The organism is Geobacillus sp. C56-T2, from assembly GCF_007829715.1.
Classification (GTDB): Bacteria; Bacillota; Bacilli; order Bacillales; family Anoxybacillaceae; genus Geobacillus; species Geobacillus icigianus.
Genome location: NZ_VJWB01000001.1, coordinates 1,437,197 through 1,454,109, shown reverse-complemented (window position 1 = coordinate 1,454,109; position 16,913 = coordinate 1,437,197). Strand labels below are relative to the sequence as shown.

At 50.2% G+C, this 16,913-nt stretch carries 17 protein-coding genes; 4 read left to right on the top strand and 13 right to left on the bottom strand.

The features are described from left to right. Position 1: 1 nt before the first annotated feature. Both GC56T2_RS07305 and GC56T2_RS07300 read right to left on the bottom strand, forming a co-directional pair. The gene (locus tag GC56T2_RS07305; RefSeq protein ID WP_144974140.1) at positions 2 to 775 is read right to left on the bottom strand and encodes an ABC transporter permease; all 774 of its coding nucleotides are present in this window, start codon (positions 773 to 775) and stop codon (positions 2 to 4) included. Next, a complete protein-coding gene (locus GC56T2_RS07300; protein WP_144974138.1) occupies positions 772 to 1,743 on the bottom strand; it encodes an ABC transporter ATP-binding protein in 972 nt (323 codons plus the stop codon). Before GC56T2_RS07300 ends, GC56T2_RS07305 begins: the two co-directional genes overlap by 4 nt. Before the next feature lie 163 nt (positions 1,744 to 1,906). On the opposite strand from GC56T2_RS07300, the gene GC56T2_RS07295 reads away from it, so the two are divergent. Then, positions 1,907 to 2,209, top strand: a complete 303-nt coding sequence (locus GC56T2_RS07295) for a hypothetical protein (RefSeq protein ID WP_255516045.1) — start codon at positions 1,907 to 1,909, stop codon at positions 2,207 to 2,209. 818 nt (positions 2,210 to 3,027) lie between these two features. On the opposite strand, the gene GC56T2_RS07290 is transcribed toward GC56T2_RS07295, so the two are convergent. The 4 genes from GC56T2_RS07290 to GC56T2_RS07275 are packed head-to-tail and all read right to left on the bottom strand — an operon-like array spanning position 3,028 to position 6,251. Then, positions 3,028 to 3,618 carry a hypothetical protein gene (locus GC56T2_RS07290; RefSeq protein ID WP_144974136.1) on the bottom strand — a complete coding sequence of 197 codons (591 nt, stop codon included), beginning with the start codon at positions 3,616 to 3,618 and terminating at the stop codon, positions 3,028 to 3,030. Positions 3,619 to 3,672: 54 nt separating this feature from the next. After that, positions 3,673 to 4,797: a cupin domain-containing protein gene (locus tag GC56T2_RS07285; protein ID WP_144974134.1), complete on the bottom strand. Its 1,125-nt coding sequence runs from the start codon at positions 4,795 to 4,797 to the stop codon at positions 3,673 to 3,675. 15 nt (positions 4,798 to 4,812) lie between these two features. Further along, positions 4,813 to 5,313, bottom strand: a complete 501-nt coding sequence (locus GC56T2_RS07280; RefSeq protein WP_144974132.1) for a DinB family protein — start codon at positions 5,311 to 5,313, stop codon at positions 4,813 to 4,815. Then, positions 5,304 to 6,251, bottom strand: coding sequence for a fumarylacetoacetate hydrolase family protein (locus tag GC56T2_RS07275; protein WP_144974130.1), 948 nt, complete (start codon positions 6,249 to 6,251; stop codon positions 5,304 to 5,306). Before GC56T2_RS07275 ends, GC56T2_RS07280 begins: the two co-directional genes overlap by 10 nt. 168 nt (positions 6,252 to 6,419) lie before the next feature. Between GC56T2_RS07275 and GC56T2_RS07270 the strand changes: the two genes are divergently transcribed. After that, a complete protein-coding gene (locus GC56T2_RS07270; RefSeq protein ID WP_144974126.1) occupies positions 6,420 to 7,856 on the top strand; it encodes a DDE-type integrase/transposase/recombinase in 1,437 nt (478 codons plus the stop codon). A gap of 259 nt (positions 7,857 to 8,115) precedes the next feature. Here the strand turns inward: GC56T2_RS07270 and GC56T2_RS07265 are convergent, their stop codons facing one another. From GC56T2_RS07265 to GC56T2_RS07255, 3 genes are read right to left on the bottom strand one after another with little or no spacing between them, the layout of a single operon-like run. Next, positions 8,116 to 8,532 carry an acyl-CoA thioesterase gene (locus GC56T2_RS07265; protein ID WP_144974123.1) on the bottom strand — a complete coding sequence of 139 codons (417 nt, stop codon included), beginning with the start codon at positions 8,530 to 8,532 and terminating at the stop codon, positions 8,116 to 8,118. Between the two features lie 15 nt (positions 8,533 to 8,547). Continuing rightward, the gene (locus GC56T2_RS07260; RefSeq protein ID WP_031409946.1) at positions 8,548 to 9,774 is read right to left on the bottom strand and encodes an FAD-dependent monooxygenase; all 1,227 of its coding nucleotides are present in this window, start codon (positions 9,772 to 9,774) and stop codon (positions 8,548 to 8,550) included. Positions 9,775 to 9,819: 45 nt separating this feature from the next. Beyond that, positions 9,820 to 11,109 (bottom strand): phenylacetate--CoA ligase family protein, encoded by a 1,290-nt coding sequence (locus GC56T2_RS07255; protein WP_255516044.1) that lies wholly within the window; start codon positions 11,107 to 11,109, stop codon positions 9,820 to 9,822. A 166-nt stretch (positions 11,110 to 11,275) separates the two neighbouring features. Between GC56T2_RS07255 and GC56T2_RS07250 the strand changes: the two genes are divergently transcribed. Then, on the top strand, positions 11,276 to 12,037 hold the full coding sequence (locus tag GC56T2_RS07250; protein WP_144974120.1) for an IclR family transcriptional regulator: 762 nt from the start codon (positions 11,276 to 11,278) through the stop codon (positions 12,035 to 12,037). Positions 12,038 to 12,103: 66 nt separating this feature from the next. Further along, entirely contained in the window at positions 12,104 to 12,871 is a 768-nt protein-coding gene (locus GC56T2_RS07245) for an IclR family transcriptional regulator (protein WP_144974118.1), read from the top strand. 110 nt (positions 12,872 to 12,981) lie between these two features. Here the strand turns inward: GC56T2_RS07245 and GC56T2_RS07240 are convergent, their stop codons facing one another. The 4 genes from GC56T2_RS07240 to GC56T2_RS07225 are packed head-to-tail and all read right to left on the bottom strand — an operon-like array spanning position 12,982 to position 16,912. Continuing rightward, positions 12,982 to 14,442, bottom strand: coding sequence for an aldehyde dehydrogenase family protein (locus GC56T2_RS07240; protein ID WP_031409953.1), 1,461 nt, complete (start codon positions 14,440 to 14,442; stop codon positions 12,982 to 12,984). Positions 14,443 to 14,467: 25 nt separating this feature from the next. After that, complete coding sequence (locus tag GC56T2_RS07235; protein ID WP_144974116.1) at positions 14,468 to 15,178, bottom strand: ABC transporter ATP-binding protein; 711 nt, start codon at positions 15,176 to 15,178, stop codon at positions 14,468 to 14,470. Continuing rightward, positions 15,171 to 15,926 (bottom strand): ABC transporter ATP-binding protein, encoded by a 756-nt coding sequence (locus GC56T2_RS07230; RefSeq protein ID WP_144974114.1) that lies wholly within the window; start codon positions 15,924 to 15,926, stop codon positions 15,171 to 15,173. The genes GC56T2_RS07235 and GC56T2_RS07230 overlap by 8 nt, the downstream gene beginning before the upstream one ends. After that, positions 15,923 to 16,912 (bottom strand): branched-chain amino acid ABC transporter permease, encoded by a 990-nt coding sequence (locus GC56T2_RS07225; protein WP_144974112.1) that lies wholly within the window; start codon positions 16,910 to 16,912, stop codon positions 15,923 to 15,925. The genes GC56T2_RS07230 and GC56T2_RS07225 overlap by 4 nt, the downstream gene beginning before the upstream one ends. Position 16,913 lies beyond the last annotated feature (1 nt).

Genomic DNA, 16,913 nt, shown 5'->3' with positions numbered 1-16,913 from the left:
TTCATCCACCTACCGCCTGATTTTTTCGCATTCCCGCTCTCCACAACCATTGCAAAACGGCCGTCAACACCACCATCCACCCGCCGGCAATCGCAAAACCGCGCGCCAACTCCCCGCCATCCGCCGCTCCAGTGGCGATTTCAATCGGAAAGCTGATCATATAGCGGAACGGCAGCCACTCGCTCCATTCCCGAAGCCGCGGCGGAAGCAGCTCAAGCGGCGCGATTCTTCCCGACAAAAACAGCGAAATGACATCGATGACGCCGTACACGGCCGCCACTTTGGTCACCCAAAACGCCAGCAGTCCGCACGAGTAACTCAACAAGAAACGAAGCGCCGCGCCCAACACGACCGCCAGCAAAAACCACCCGATTTGGCTTCCGGTCATATGTGGGCGAAGCGCCGGCCAACACGCCGCCCCCACCGCCCAAACCGGCACTAAAATGACGAGAAACAGCCATTTATAGACGATATTCTCGGCGATCGCCCAATGGATCGGATGAAACGGCCGCAACAACAAGTTCGAAAACGTCCCTTCGCGGATTTCACGGTCGAGCTCCCATACATCCCACGCGCTCGTCATCCGCTCGACAAAAATGACCGCCATAAAATAAAAGACAAACGACTCGCTCTCTTCCGGATGAATGTTCATCCAAACGAACATCGTGATGAGCGGCTGCGTAACCGCGCCCGTCATCCAGACGAACGTCGCGAGCCGATACGCGAGCATTTCAATGTATTTCATCCGCAGCAGGGCAATATATTTGCGAATCATACGTGCTCCTCCTGAAACGCGCGCGCAATCACTTCCTCCAGCGGCGGATCTTCGATATTGATGTCACGGACTTCAAACTGCTGAAGCAGCCGCGCCGCCGTTTCCGCCGCCGTCTCGCGCGCCACTCTAAGCACGACCGCCCCCTCTTCGACTTCCGCCACTTCGCCATACTCGCTCCAATTCACCTTCGGCAGCCGCGAAAACCGAACCTCAAGCCGCTTGTACGGCGCCAGTTTCTCCGTCAGCACCGAAAGCTCGCCGTCGTAAATGAGCCGCCCGTAGTTAATAATCATCACCCGGTCGCAAAGCGCGGCGACATCACCCATGTAATGCGACGTCAACAAAATGGTCGTCTCGTGCTCTCGATTGTAGTCAACGATAAAACGGCGCACGTTTTCTTGCGTATGAACGTCAAGCCCGATCGTCGGCTCATCCAAAAACAACACGCGCGGCCGATGCAACAGCGCCGCCGCCAGCTCACAGCGCATCCGCTGGCCGAGCGACAAGCTGCGCGTCGGTTTGTCCAACAGGGGCGCCAAATCAAGCAGCTCGGTCAGCTCCTCGAGCGTCTGGCGGAACGCCCGATCGTCAATGTCATAAATGGCTTTATTGACCAAAAACGTCTCCATCGGTGGAATGTCCCAAATAAGCTGGCTTTTTTGCCCCATCACTAAGCTCATCATCTTTTTAAACTCTGGCTTTTGTTCAAACGGCACAAAACCGCCGACCGTGATTTCCCCCGACGTCGGATGCAACAGGCCGGCCAGCATTTTCATCGTCGTCGTCTTCCCAGCCCCGTTCGGGCCTAAAAAACCGACAATCTCCCCTTTTTCGATCGTGAACGAAACGTCTTTCACCGCCTCGACGATCCGGTAGTCACGGCGCCATAAATGGCGCACCGCCTCAAACCATCCGGCTTCGCGGCGATGGACGCGGAACGATTTATGCAAATGGCTGACACGGATCACGACATTCATCCCCCAATAGGCGCAATACTGTTGACATTCTTTTGTTATATCACATTCAGAAGGAGCGCGGCAAAGAAAAACATTTCGTCATCTTTTCCCTATCGTTCCCTTCTTTCGTCATGTATAATAGAGAAAAGAATCGAACGAGAAAGGGGATTGTCGAATGGCGGAGATCACTAATGAAATGATTTGGCAAGCCATCAAAGAACTCGCCGATCAGCTTCAACAAACAAACGGACAAGTCGAGCGACTCGCCAAACAAGTGCAACAAACGAACGAACAAGTCGAACAGCTCACCAAACAAGTACAACAAACGAACGAGCAAGTCGAACAGCTCACCAAACAAGTACAACAAACGAACGAGCAAGTCGAACAGCTCACCAAACAAAGTTCAACAAACAAACGAGCAAGTCGAACAGCTCACCAAACAAAGTTCAACAAACAAACGAACAAGTGCACCGGTTAAGCGAACAAGTGTCCAACATGGACCAGCGGCTCACCGACGTCGCCAACGGCCAAACAATTTTAGTGGAAGAGCTGTTCGAAAACAAAAAGGAGATCAAGCGCATCAAAACGGCGCTCAACCTGTATTAAGGCTGATCCTTTCGCCCGTTTTACCATTCCGCTGCTTTCCTCTCGATTTGTTTCTCATCTTTGCTTCACTCATCCAGAGGGGTTGACAAAACGGGGCATTCCCGTCACCGTTGTCCATAACCATTGGTTGTTTGAACAACGTTGGATCTAAGCCAAATTCTTCGCAGTTTGTAATAAACACTCGAAGAGGGATCCTTTTCATCGACCTTCTAGCCATATGATCAAGCTCAGAACTCAGCAGCAAATACTTGATTTTGACGTTGATATCATTCGTCGTTCCGCCAAACACGACTGTTCCTGAATCCGCTTAAATCACTCCATTTGCAGGCAACCGGCGCTATAGAGCTGTCGAATGTCCCCCATTGCCCTTACAGCCAGGACATATCTTGCGGCCTTAAAAGAAACCCAAGAGATCTTGCCTAACGATCTCTTGGGCCTTCCTGTCACCATCGTTTATTAGCGTGTGAACTACCCACCGCCTAGGTTTCGCTTAGAAGCGGGACTTCAAGTGACTTGTGCATGTTCACCGAACGGTAAGCTACACACAAGAATCCTTTACGCCTTCATCCGTTCCAACCAGCAATGATCGTATTTATTAACAGTGGCCAGCCAACATTCATCCTCTCCTACTCATTGGACGATCACCCTGCGAATTTCTTGAGACGAAAGGCTTCCTCCGGAAATTAGGTTTTAAATAACAACAAACTGGCCGTTGACAACCCCTAACGGCCAATGGCCGCGTTCTAGCACAGCAATGAGAAAGTGAAACGGATTTGTCTCCCATCCTTCAAGATCAGACAATAGTTCCCAAGCACAAGCCATTCCACCGATGTACATCATATAGCCGACCGCGGTAGTGACAACATTATCTCCATACGGACGTAACACCGCAAATAACGGGTCAAAACTGTGTTGAAAAACCGCAGCCGGCACCTCATCGGCCAGCACCAAAAGCGCTTCCAATCTTCCTGCCTGTTCAGCCTGGCGCTTGAATTGATCAGGAACATGCCGCAGCGCCTGCCAAATGCTATCCTCTTCAAGATGAATGGCCTCGATTGACGATCGCAATTCTTGTTCAGCCAGCCACTTCACCCCGACGTGATGAACGCCGAAAAAATCAACAAATTGGCGGAGCGACTGTTCAACCTGTTCATCTCCCTGCTGGCCAAGCGAAGAAAGCCAATCGATATTTATAAAACGGTCGAGCAAACGGCGGACTGCTGCATTTTCCGTCATCGTTGTGGCTGTCTGATTGGTTCCCTTTTCAGAAACTGTGCTCATCGTCCCCCTCCTTATTTATACCCCCTACAGCTGCCGATCGCAAGGGAACGGCATTTAACTGCTTACCGCCCCTGCCTCGAACTCCCCGGCAACTGATTGATATCCGTTGTTATACGGGTACGCTTCTTCACGCTGCAACCCCAGTTTTTCCATAATCGGCAAATCATTGGCGCAGAAGAGAAGCGCATCCTCATTGGACGTGTTCACATGTTCATGCCAGGCCCAGTTCGGAATGACGAAATAGTCGCCTTTTGTCCAGTTGAACCGGACACCGTTAATGACTGTATATCCTTCGCCTTTGAACACGTGATAAATCGCTGAATACGTGTGGCGGTGCGCCTTTGAGTGATAGCCGACTGGCAATTTTTGCATCCAAGCAGCAATGTTCGGGTTGGCCGTATGACCATTTGATGGATTAATGTACTCGACCGCAATGCCATCATACGGATCCGGTTCAAAATCACTTAACCCCGTCAATGCCGCTTCAGTCTGTTTCCACTTGTACAACCCAAGCGGTGCGACTTGCGGCTTCCGGTCGCCAATCGGCCGAACCATGCCGCCGCGATACTTGCGCGCCGAGTAATCATCCGGAAGCGACGGCTGCTCAATGCCATCCGGGTACGGTTCAAAGAATGTACCGCCTGTCGAATAAATAAACGGGATATCTAAACAATCCATCCAGAACATCGGCTCTTCCCCCGGGTGGCTATGGCCATGCCATAATCCGCCTGGGGTGATGAGAAAATCTCCTTCTTCCATAAACAGACGTTCGCCCTGGACGATCGAATACGCCCCTTTTCCGTCTGTGATAAACCGCATGGCGCTTTGTGTATGGCGATGCGACGGTGCTGTTTCACCCGGCAAAATAAGTTGAACAGCCGCATATAGCGTGTTGGTCGTTGATGCCCATCCCCAGGGCTGCCGCTGCTTGAGCCCGGGATTTTGCAAGTAAATGGCTCGCCGTTCTCCGCCGCGCTCTGGTGTGAAAATTTGCGTGGCCTCCAGAAGTAATTCGCGGATCGTTTCTCCCTTCCATAAGTACGGCACTGCTTCCGGCCTCGGTTCTGTATGCATCAAATCCGGGATTGCCTCCCAAAGCGGACCTAAATGATACTGTTCAATTTTTTTCGTAAAATCTTTCACCTCTTTACTTTGAAAAAACGGATTCATTTCTGCCATAAACATTCCCCCTCCTCATTGTTTCGATTGCATAGCCTCATATTTATGCAAATTTCGTTCAATTTGGCGTAAATGGCCAGTCAAATGTTCAGTCAAAAAATGCTCAATTAAAAACGTCATCGGCTTCATGCCAAATTTCGGATTGCGGTGTGGCGCTTCCAACGCCAACTGTTCGTCATTTAGCGCCGCCAGTTGTTGATCGGCCAATTCCGCCGCCTCCCGAATCCCGTGAATCACCTCATCGACATGGCGGACGTCCGCTTGGCGAACCGCCGCTAGCCTCGCTTCATCATTGAGCCCCCGTCCCCACTCGCCGCCGCCAGCTTGAATGACACGAACAAGTTCCCTTATCCAGTAGCCGATCACTTCTTCAACGTGACAAAGGATTTCCATGATGGACCATTCGTCGGCAGACGGTTTCCAGCGGATCTCTTCTTCTGTCAACGTGCTAACTTTTTGGATGATCTTCTCGACCGACTCTTTAATTTCTTGGCGGTATTGCTCGATCAATGGCATGACGGTTCCACCTCCATCGGACTCGGTACAGCGGCGACCCGGTTCTCGAGTACGCCAATGTTCTCCACTTCAATACGCACAATATCCCCGTGCTGCAAAAAGACTTGCGGATTGCGGGCAACGCCGACGCCGCCCGGCGTTCCGGTGCAAATGACATCGCCCGGTTCAAGCGTCATGATATGCGACAAAAATTCTACAAGATAATGAACATTAAACACCAAGTTTTTCGTATTCGACCGTTGGCGCTCTTCCCCATTAACGGTCAATGAAATCTCCAAGGAATGCGGATCGGGAATTTCATCTTTTGTTACAAGCCATGGTCCCATCGGCGCGCTCCCATCGAGCGTTTTTCCTTGCAGCCATTGGATCGTCCGCCGTTGCAAGTCCCGTGCTGTCACATCATTGACAATCGTATACCCGGCCACATACTCGAGCGCATCCGCCTGCTTTACATTCCGCGCTCGTTTGCCGATGACGAACGCAAATTCCGCCTCGTAATCGAGCTGACTCGTGATCGGCGGCAACGGGATGTCATCTTCCGGACCGATGATCGCATTGCTAAACTTGGCAAAAATGACAGGGTATTCAGGCAGTTCTCGTTTCATTTCGAGAATATGCTCACGGTAATTATGGCCGACGCAAATGATCTTGTTTGGCTTTAACACCGGCGCTTCCATTTTGACATGGGCGCGGTCGATCGTAAGCCCATGTGCCAAGGCGAATTCAACCGCTTTTTGCGCCTCTTCCAAACTTTTCTCTCCGCCTTCAAGCAGCCCGATGGTATCGGTTGGAACAAGCGCGGCGGCAAGTTGCTCGGCGCGCGGATGCCCATCGGCTTTTAACCGGGCCACATACGCTTGATGGAGATCGATGACTTTGTCTTCAACGATGCACCCAGCGCGCACCGCATCCCCCAATCGGTAGTTGATGATTTTCATCCTTGTCCCTCCTTATGTGTGATCGGTATTGTCAAAAGTTTATCCTCCACACTCACGGTTTTCCCTTGAGTTTCAACGGTTAGAATAAAAAAAGCTTGCCACCCCCGTTGTTTTCGGCCATCATTGAGGTAACGACACCCAACAGCCAAAACAAAGGAGTGACAAGCTTTGTTACCTCAATTATTAGCCTATTTGCTCGAAATAATCAAGACCCAATATCAAATCATTGTGTATTTGATGGGTGTGATATTGGGAAAATCCTTGCATCTCGAGGACTTGGACGAACCCATCCAAAAGCCGTACCGGAAACTTCAGGTCGATGACCTTCCGATCATCGATGTGCCGGAAACCCTTGATTACCGGAAGCTGTTGGCAGACTATGAAGCCCAGCACAGACGTCCTTTACGGCCCATTCAGCGTCGCGCGAAGGCGAAACACCGTGTTCCGGATTCGTTGACCTGCCCCCGCTGCCAGGCTCCCTCTTCTTACCTGTACGCCAATAACGGCGGAAAAGGGCAATACCAATGCAAAGTGTGCCAATGCCGGTTCAACCACCGGAACCGATTCACCAAGCAAGCGGTCTTTCGTTGTCCGCACTGCAAAAAGACGTTGGAAAAAATCAAGGAACGCAAAGAATACAACATCTATAAGTGCAAGAACAACGATTGCCCGTTTTACCAGGCCAACCTTCGCCGGATGACGAAGAAGGAACGCCAACAGTTTCAACAGGATCCTCAAGCCTTCAAGGTGCGGTATTTGTTTCGAGAGTTCTTGTTTAACTTTCTCCCGTTGGCTTCCTCATCGCTCATCAAGCCGAAGGTCGATTTGTCCCGGCTGGCTGCATCGCCGCACGTGTTGGGGCTCGTGTTGACGTACTACGTCAACTTTGGGATGTCCTCGAGGGAAACCGCCGCCGCCCTGAAGGACATCCATGGCGTCTCGATCTCCCATCAGACGGTGCTCAACTACGCCAACAGCGTCGCGCTTTGGATCAAGCCCTTTGTCGACCGGTTCCCGTATGAGCTGTCCGGTTCGTTTTGCGGGGACGAGACGTATATTCGCGTCAAAGGGCGCTGGCATTACCTGTTCTTTATGTTTGACGCCATCAAAAAGATCGTGCTGTCCTATCGCGTCTCGCCCAACCGGGACACGCTCTCGGCCATCAAGGCGATCGATGATGTCCTCAGGAAGCTGCCGTCCCTTCCAGACGACTTGTCGTTCGTCGTGGATGGCAACCCGATTTACCGGCTGGCGCAACACTTCTTTGCCCAGCACGGGATTTCGTTTGACGTCCGCCAGGTGATCGGTCTGACCAACGAAGATCCGGTCTCGGAAGAGTTTCGCCCTCTCAAGCAGATCATCGAGCGATTCAACCGGACCTTTAAAGGCAACTACCGCCCGACCCATGGGTTCGGTGCGGAAGAAGGCTCGGTGTCCTTTGTGACGCTGTTTGTGGCGTATTTCAACTTTCTGCGCCCGCATAGCGCGCTCGAAGGCCGGGTGCCGGTCGTCATCCCGGAGCTCGACGGGCTGCCCCATATGCCAGCCCGGTGGACGAAGCTCATCACCATGGCTCAGGACTTCCTTCAAAACGAGGCAGCCTAACTTTTTTGTCCTCCAGAGCCCGTTGAACAGAACTCCTGCCGGATTCGGCGAAGCGAACCCTTGACCAACCGAACACCGCCAAAGGTAAAATTCGGTAAAAGCAGGGGCGGCTTTCTTATTGCCTTCTTTTTGTCCCCGTCGCCCTTGACGGCTCTTCCGCACCTTTGGCGGGTGTTGGTCAAGGGCGAATCCGGCTCTCTGCATGCCCCACGATGCCCAATGGGATGGTCTGTGTGGAGTTTTCATAGAACTTTTGACGCTACCGTGTGATCATGGCCGCCGTCTGCCGCACGTTCTCACGAAGCTCCGCCGGGATGGGAGCGGCTTTCGGCCTGCCTCCAGCGAATGTCGTCCACACCCGCACCTCATACCCGTCAGCCACAAGCTGGTCCCCGCGGAAAAACTGATGCTGGATGCGGAACGATTTTTCTCGCAGATCAGCGATAGATGACTTCACACAAACGTGATCTTCAAAAAAGAGCGGGGCAAGAAACTGACATTTCGCTTCCACAATCGGTATCCCGATTCGCTCCTCTTGAAACCATTTCCATGTCGAATGCCCAAGGCTGGCGAAAAAGTGGTGAGACGCTTCGTCCATCCACTTATAAAAATTCGGGTAAAAGACGATGCCTGCCGCGTCGGTATCCCCCCAGCGAACTTGAAAAGCGTACTCCATCGCGTTTCCTCCTGTTCAATATTTCGTCGACAGTTGCGGCGGGCCCGATTTCGGTCCATACGGTCCTTCATCAAGCCATTTGCCGAGACTTGGCAAAATCGGAGCAAGCGAAGCTGCTACTTCACGCTTCAGATGAATGGCCGGATCGGTGCCTTGAATATGCTCTAAGGCGATGCCTGCGCAATCGCGATTGTATCTTGCCGCGATCAGCCGCTCGTTGGCCGCTGCCGCAATGGCTGCTTTTGCTTCTTCGCGGTCTTCTGTGTCAAGAGCGGCCCGAATCGCTTTCGCCGCCATGATCGCATCCGGCACGCCGGAGTTCATGCCGCGGGCGCCAAACGGGGCAAACAAGTGCGCAGCCTCCCCGGCTAACAGCACACGATGATGGCGGTCGGTAAGTGATTTAGCAACCACTTGGAAAAAGCGGTACGTTGACACCCATGTGATGCGGTCTGCGTATTTGTCCGGCATCACTTTCGGCAGCCATTGTTTCACGCCTTCCACACTGCCGAACTGTTCCGGGTCATCCCCATCAAGCAGCTGCAAGTCAATGCGCCATCCACCAGCAAACGGTACAAAGAGGACGTTGCGCCCATCCACAGCCGGGTGTTGATAATGAAACACTCGCTCGAGCGGCAACGGATCCGCTTCATCTTCCTTCACATCGACGACAACAAAATAATCTTTCGTCCGCGGCCCTTCCATTTCAATGCCGACCGATTGGCGGACGGTCGAGCGCGCTCCGTCAGCAGCAATGAGATAATCGCACGACCACCGTTCACCGGATGCGGTGATGACAGTGACTCCTTCCTCATCGGTCTGGACATTGGAAACCGGCGTCTCCCAGACGAATTCGACCCCCTCCTCAAGGCAGGCGTTATACAAAAATTTTTCCGCTTCCACCTGCGGCAAACTCGTAAACGGCGGAAGCGCGTTCGGATCAGGAGACGGATATCGCTTTACATACACTTCCTTGCCGCGGAACAATGTGCGCTTAATCGGCCATACGATGCCATGTTGGGCAAAGGTTCTGCCTAGCCCGGGAGAAATATCCTCTAAATGCTGCAATGTCGCCTTATGAAAATAGATTGCCCGACTTCCTGGGCGAAGGCGGTCTTTTGGTTCCGCTTCCAATATGGTCGCGGGAAGTCCGACATGACGCAATGCTAAAGCAGCAGTCATTCCGATCGGTCCCGCCCCGACAACGAGAACAGAGCGCCGTTGAACGTTAGCTTGGCTCATCGTCCCTTCTCCCTTCTTTCCTATGACTTTTGTTTCCTTACTCAATTAACCCACTTGTTGTTGGTGATTGCGCTCATCGATGACTCGCTTGGCCTTCATCGAAAAACGGGGCAATGATCCCGGCGCGACCCGTTCGACATCAATTCGAATACCGATCCGTTCTCTGAGACGGTCGGCTAAACGCCATTCGACATCCGCTTCTGACTCGATTTGCACTTTTACTTGATTCATTTTGTGCTCTGTATAATAGACAATGCGAAATTCTTTAATCTCTATAAATTCCCTGACAACCGTTTCAATCGACGATGGGAAAATATTGACACCACGAACAACAACCATGTCGTCAGCCCGTCCAATGATCCCTCCCGGCAAAAAGCGATACGGATTACCACAAGAACATGGCGCTGACGAACAAAGCACGATATCTCTCGTCCGATAACGGATCAGTGGGTAACCGTAACGGCTGAAGTTGGTGAGCACGAGTTCTCCGCGTTCCCCTTCTTTCACTGGTTGCAGTGTTTCTGGATCGATAATTTCCGCCAGAAATTGTGCTTCGTTAATATGAAGCCCGTTTCGGACCGAACAGGAGTAACCGTACGCTCCCATTTCCGTCATCCCGGCATGATCGTACACGGCAGCTCCCCAGCGCGTTTCAATCTGCTCTCGCGTTGATGGCACTGATCCGCCCGGCTCTCCTGCGGTGATGATGGCTCTAACCGACGTCGATGGTAAATCAATGCCCATCTCCTCAGCCACCTCGGCTAAATGAAGGGCATAGCTTGGCGTACAAAGCAATACGGTCGCTTGATTTTCAATCATGCTGTACAATCGCTCCTTCGATGACTGTCCGCCTCCTGGGATAACAAGCGCCCCCATTTTTTTCGCCGCCTCATAGGCCGACCAAAAACCGATAAACGGTCCGAACGAAAACGCCAAAAACAAGCGGTCTCGATTTGTCACTCCGCTTGACTTCAACACTTCAACCCAACAATCCCGCCACCAGTTCCAGCTTTCTTCTGTATCCAAAATTTTGAGCGGCTTGCCGGAAGTGCCTGATGTTTGGTGGTAGCGGACATAACTCGTTTCGGGGTAACAGTGATTCCGGCCAAATGGCGGGTAAAGCTGTTGGTCTTGCACAAGCTCTTCTTTCGTTGTAAACGGCAATTTCCGGAACTCATCCATCGTCCGGATCGGCAAACAAAGGCTGCGGAACTTCTCCTTATAAAACTCGTTAAACTGGGTGACAAAGATGAGCAATTCATTGATTTTTTGCAGCTGATACTGCTTTAAATCGAGTTCCATCTCCCGAACCGACAACCCCATCCCGTTTCCCATCCCCTCTTTTCTATTTTGTTCTTAATGAAGTTGATAATATTTAAAACGTTCTGAAAGTTATGTTATACTATTATTGTCCCATATAAAAGTTTTATATTCCTCTATACGAAACATCGTAAGATTTTTTGAAAACGATTTCTTTTAAGCGAAGGAGGAAGGGAAACTCATGGGAGTGCGCAAAACTCGAACGTCTTTTTCTTCGTTAGAAAATGCGTTGAGACTGCTGCAGCTGTTTTCGATGGATGAAACAGAACTTAGCATCATCGATATTTCCGAGAGGCTGAATATCAGCAAAAGCGCCGCCCACCGGCTGCTGCAAACGTTAAAAAGCGAGGGATTTGTCAAAAAAGACGCGAAAACCAATCTATATTCCCTCGGTGCTTCTTTACTAGCAATGAGAAAAATCATTCATTCCCGCTTTCCGATTTGCCAGACTGCTCTTCCTTTCTTGCAAGAACTTGTTTCGGTATCAGGAGAAAGCGCACATATCGCCACGCTGCACGGTGCTGATGTCATTTATTTGCACAAAGTAGAATGTGATCATCCGGTTCGCCTTCTTTCTTACGTAGGCAAAAAAAATCCAGCGTTTTGCACAAGCACCGGTCAAGCCATTCTTGCTTATCAGCCGAGGGAAACGATCGACCGCATCATCGCCCGTGGACTTCCTTCGTTTACACCAAGAACGATCACCTCGCCATCGGCGCTTCTTGAAAAATTAACGCAAGTAAAACAACAAGGCTATGCCATCAGCAAAGAAGAACTTCATGAAGGGGTAACGTCAATCAGTGCTCCCATTCGTCACCGTAACGGTGAGGTGCGCTACTCTGTTTCCATCGCCGGACCAATCCAACGCATCAATGACCGTTCCATCCCTCATCTCGTACAGCTTGTCATGCAAACAGCCCATGCGATTTCTGCCAAACTGTAAAAACGATCCATCGAACTTATAGAACAAGCACAGATGTGATGAAAAAACAAAAGGAGGATCCTTACTTTGGAAAAAGCGACTGATACTCTTTCCTCTGTAAAAAACGGGATGCGCATTTTGCGTTTATTTTCTGTTGAAACGTCGGAACTAGGCGTTACGGAGATGGCTCAACGACTCGGGCTGCACAAGACGACCGTACATCGATTAGCCACGCTATTAGAAAAAGAAGGATTTCTTGAACAAAATAAAAAAACTCGCAAATATCGCCTTGGCCTTTCCATTTTGCATTTAAGCGGAGTGGTTGATTTGCATACCGAAATATTTCAAGACGCCGTTCCGATCTTGGAATCTTTGATGAAAGAGGCTAATGAAGCTGTTCATTTATCGGTGTTGGAAGACGATCGAATTGTTTACCTGTACAAAATAGAATGCCCGCACCCAGTGCGCCTGCTCTCTCATATCGGCCGAAGCAACCCGTGTACGTGCACAAGCTCGGGTAAAGTCATTCTAGCATTCAGTCCGAAATCGATAGTAGAAAGCATTCTCCGCCGCGGGTTGCCAAAATACGGACCGAACTCGGTGATCGACCAAAACGAGTTTATCCGCCAGTTAGCAGCCATCCGCCAGCAAGGGTACGCCGTCTGCATCGATGAACTCCATGAAGGAGCGACAAGCATCGCCGCCCCTATTCGCGACTATTCCGGTGAAGTCGTCGCCGCCGTCAGCATCGTCGGGCCAAATCAGCGGATTACTCAAGCAAACATTCTCCGTTTGGTTCAGCTCGCTTGCCAAGCCGCCCGCGACATTTCATTGCTGCTTGGATATTATGAATAAAGCTTTCTCTAACCAAGTGCAACCAATGACGAAAAAGATGGATTCCTTCCATATTATTACAAAAAGCCTGGAAGATCCGACTAAACCTGATCTCCCAGGCTTTCCCTTCATTAAAAAGGATACGTTCTTGCCTTCGTCTGCACGGACACCCATTTCACTGTCGTAAATTCATCGACCACCCACGGATTTCCAAAACGGCCTAAGCCGCTTGCTTTATTGCCGCCAAACGGAATGTTTGGAGCGTCATTAACCGTCTGATCGTTAATGTGTGTCATTCCGCTGTCAATTTGCAACGCCCACTCTTTTCCTTTTTCAATATCACCCGTAAAAATAGCGGAACTGAGTCCGTATTCCGTTTGGTTAGCAATGGAGATTGCCTCTTCGTCTGTTTTCGCTTTAATCACCACAGCAATGGGGGCAAACAGTTCTGTTTGGGCGAGCTTGCTTGCTGGATCGACATCAACAAACACATATGGGGTCAGCACATTGCCGATCCGCTTTCCTTCCAAGGCCACTCGGACTCCTTCCCGCTTGGCTTCTTCAATCATCTGCAGCGCCTTTTGCATTTGCTTTTCGTTGATGATTGGCCCAATCACGGTGCTTGGGTCGCGCGGATCGCCGCACGGAAGCGCAGCCGCCCTTTGCACGAACTTCTCGACGAATTCGTTATATTTGCTCTCATGGACAATAATGCGGTTGATGATCATACAAATTTGTCCTTGATGAATAAACTTACCAAAAATCGCTGCATTCACTGCTTGATCTACATCCGCATCGGATAAAACAACAAACGGGCTATTTCCCCCTAATTCCAATGCCACTCGTTTTAACTGTCTGCCGGCAATCTCACCAATTCGTCTGCCTACCGTCGTCGACCCGGTAAAACTGATAAGGCGTGAATGTGGATTGGTCAACATCTCATCGCCAATCTCATCAATGTCGGTTAACAAAACGTTCAATACCCCTTTCGGCAGCCCAGCGTACTCAAACGCTCGAGCAATCACCACACCCCCGACGAGTCCGACTTGGATATCGGGTTTATGCACGACGGTATTGCCCAAGGCAATCGCAGGAACAATCGTGCGCAGCGATAAATTTAACGGGAAGTTAAATGGAGAAATGGAAGCAATCACCCCTAACGGCAACCGATAAATGTAGTTGACTTTCCCCTCTATGTTAGAAGGCACCTCTTTTACAGCTCCAACCTCATCAACATAATGTAGCGCCTCTTCCAAAAGCTCAAGCGCCAAATGAAACTCCACGTTCGCTTTCAGCAGTGTTCCGCCTGTTTCGCGGACAATCAAGTCGACGATCTCCTCACGATTTGCTTGCAAATAGGCCATCGCTTTGTGCAACACTTCTTTTCGTTGGCCCGCTGAAGAACGCCCCCACTCCTTTTGCGCTTCGCTCGCCGCTTCAAATGCCCGATGAAGCTGTTCTGCTGTAGCCAACGGGATAGAGGCAATAACCGACCGATCATACGGATTCAAAATATCATAGGTACGGCCGCTTTCTCCTTCCACCCATTCTCCATTAATAAAGCTTTTGTTCCATTGTTCGTACCGTTCCATCTTCTTTCACTCCTTGCAAATTATCTTAAGCTGAAACCCCTAGATACTTATGCCTGACATCTTCATTGGCCATTAATTCATTCGGCGAACCGCTCCATACAATTTTCCCTTTATTCATGACCAAAATTTCATCTGCTGTTTTGCAGGCGAGGGCGATATTTTGCTCCACAATCAAAATCGACAACCCCGCTTCTTTCAACTGAACGATAATCTCCCCAACCTGGTCAATAATGATCGGCGCCAGCCCTTCAGACGGTTCATCCATTAACAAAAGCTCGGGATTGGTCATCAGCGCTCGCCCAATCGCCAGCATTTGCTGCTGGCCGCCTGACAACTGCGTGCCTAAGTTGTTCTCCCGTTCCTTTAAGACAGGAAACAACTGATAAACATTCTCCAGCTCCCAATGGCCGCGTCCTTCCTGCTCTCGTTTCCGCGCCGGCATCGTCAAATTTTCTTTTACCGTCAACGACGGAAAGATTCTCCTCCCCTGCGGCACAAACCCGATGCCAAGGCGAGAAATTTGATGGGGAGGAAGCGATTCAATCGATCGATCTTTGAACCGAATGCTTCCTTGTCTTGCCTTATGCAACCCGACAATTGTATGAATGGTAGTCGTTTTTCCTGCTCCGTTCCGTCCAAGCAAAGCGACGCATTTTCCTTTTGGAACAGAAAAGCTGACTCCCTGAAGAATGTAACTCGTTCCATAGTACGAGTGAACATCTTGGAGCTCAAGCATATTGTTTCGCTCCTCCTCCAAAGTAAATTTCTTTGACCATCTCATTGTTTCTGATCTCATCTGGGGAGCCGCTTAACACCACTTCCCCATGGTGCAGAACTGTGATGCGGTCCGCAATGGCAAAGACAACGTCCATATCGTGTTCAATAATCACCAGCGCTATAGAGCGAGGCATCTTTTGAATCATTGCCGCTGTCTGCGCCGTTTCCGCCGGCGACATTCCTGATGTCGGTTCGTCGAGCAAAAGAACCTTCGGATTGCTGGCCATGGCCAATAATACTTCAAGCAATCGCTGCTCCCCATAAGAAAGATGTTTTACCTTTACATGACGACGACTGAAAATTTCCCACTGTTCCAAAATATCATTGGTTTCCTTGCGTATGTCCGACCGGGCAGTCAGTGGTAAAAAAATATCGTACCGATACACTTTTTTTGCTGCAAGCGCCAAATGAATATTTTCTTCCACTGTCAAGTCGCCAAATAAGTTGTTTTTTTGGAACGTCCGTGACATGCCTAAATGGACAAGATGATGGGCAGGAAGCTTGCTGATCTCTTTTCCGTCCAAATACACAGCACCGGTGTCAATAGGCAGGATGTTCGTTATGCAATGGAAAAGCGTCGTTTTCCCAGCACCGTTCGGTCCAATGATGACATGGCGCTCCCCGTGGTTCACCTCCAAAGAAACATCGCGCAGCACTTGCAACGTTTTAAACGACTTGCTAATGTTTTCTACTTTAAGCAAGCTCAATGGACAGCCTCCCCCTTTTTTACCGGCTGTTGCGAAACCGCCTCACCGGTCCGTTTGCGTGAAACCAAAAGACGCCTTCCGTGTTGCAGCCAATGAATAAGCCCTCCTTTTCCAGCAAGAACAAGAGCGACAAGCAATACTCCCATAATCATCGGCCATCTTTCGGTATACGTGCTCATAAAATTTTGCAAGTAAATAAAGATGCTGGCGCCAAGTGCTGGCCCAAGCAACGTTCCTACTCCGCCGATAATCGCCATCACCATCACTTGCCCAGAAAACATCCAGCTGGACAAATCCGGCGAAACGAATACATTAAAATAGGCATAGAGCGCACCGGCCAGTCCTGCCAATGATCCAGACAATGTATAAACAAGCAGTTTGTAAGCTCGAACGTTATGACCGAGAGCGCTCATCCGCGCCTCATTTTCCATCACACCTCTCGTAATCCTTCCTGCCGGTGATTCAACAAACAGGTGCAAAAGAAAGTAAGAAATGACAAAAGCGAGTCCCATGACATAATAGAGACCATTCGGAGATACAATTCTTCCAAACCCAAAATTCATGACAGCGGAAACGGACATTCCGTCTGCCCCGCCTGTCCAAGTCTTTAATTGCCAAAACAAAACATACAACAATTGTCCAAAAGCGAGGGTAATCATTAAAAAGTAAAACTTGGACGTACGAATAAACACAACTCCGGTGACTAAGGCAATAAGCCCTGAAATGACCACAGCCAGCAGAAGCAACAAATATGTATTTGCTACGTGCTGACCGATAACGGCCACTGTATAAGCACCAATGCCAAAAAAACCGGCGTGCCCAAGCGACACCATTCCTGCATAGCCCATGATCAACCCAAGGCTCATCGCAAAAATGGCCATAATGTAGATCTCCGTTGCCAAGTTGATCCCAAAATCTGACAAAACGAGTGGCATAGCAAAAACAAGAGCAACCAACAACACAACACCAAACAACAACTTTTTCACT

Excerpts from the sequence above, each read along its gene's own strand:
- GC56T2_RS07280 (WP_144974132.1), bottom strand. The coding sequence starts at position 5,313 with ATGCCATTGATCGAGCAATACCGCCAAGAAATTAAAGAGTCGGTCGAG.
- GC56T2_RS07295 (WP_255516045.1), top strand. The coding sequence starts at position 1,907 with ATGGCGGAGATCACTAATGAAATGATTTGGCAAGCCATCAAAGAACTC.
- GC56T2_RS07265 (WP_144974123.1), bottom strand. The coding sequence starts at position 8,532 with ATGGAGTACGCTTTTCAAGTTCGCTGGGGGGATACCGACGCGGCAGGC.
- GC56T2_RS07255 (WP_255516044.1), bottom strand. The coding sequence starts at position 11,109 with ATGGGAAACGGGATGGGGTTGTCGGTTCGGGAGATGGAACTCGATTTA.
- GC56T2_RS07290 (WP_144974136.1), bottom strand. The coding sequence starts at position 3,618 with ATGAGCACAGTTTCTGAAAAGGGAACCAATCAGACAGCCACAACGATG.
- GC56T2_RS07305 (WP_144974140.1), bottom strand. The coding sequence starts at position 775 with ATGATTCGCAAATATATTGCCCTGCTGCGGATGAAATACATTGAAATG.
- GC56T2_RS07250 (WP_144974120.1), top strand. The coding sequence starts at position 11,276 with ATGGGAGTGCGCAAAACTCGAACGTCTTTTTCTTCGTTAGAAAATGCG.
- GC56T2_RS07275 (WP_144974130.1), bottom strand. The coding sequence starts at position 6,251 with ATGAAAATCATCAACTACCGATTGGGGGATGCGGTGCGCGCTGGGTGC.
- GC56T2_RS07260 (WP_031409946.1), bottom strand. The coding sequence starts at position 9,774 with ATGAGCCAAGCTAACGTTCAACGGCGCTCTGTTCTCGTTGTCGGGGCG.
- GC56T2_RS07285 (WP_144974134.1), bottom strand. The coding sequence starts at position 4,797 with ATGGCAGAAATGAATCCGTTTTTTCAAAGTAAAGAGGTGAAAGATTTT.
- GC56T2_RS07235 (WP_144974116.1), bottom strand. The coding sequence starts at position 15,178 with ATGCTTGAGCTCCAAGATGTTCACTCGTACTATGGAACGAGTTACATT.
- GC56T2_RS07240 (WP_031409953.1), bottom strand. The coding sequence starts at position 14,442 with ATGGAACGGTACGAACAATGGAACAAAAGCTTTATTAATGGAGAATGG.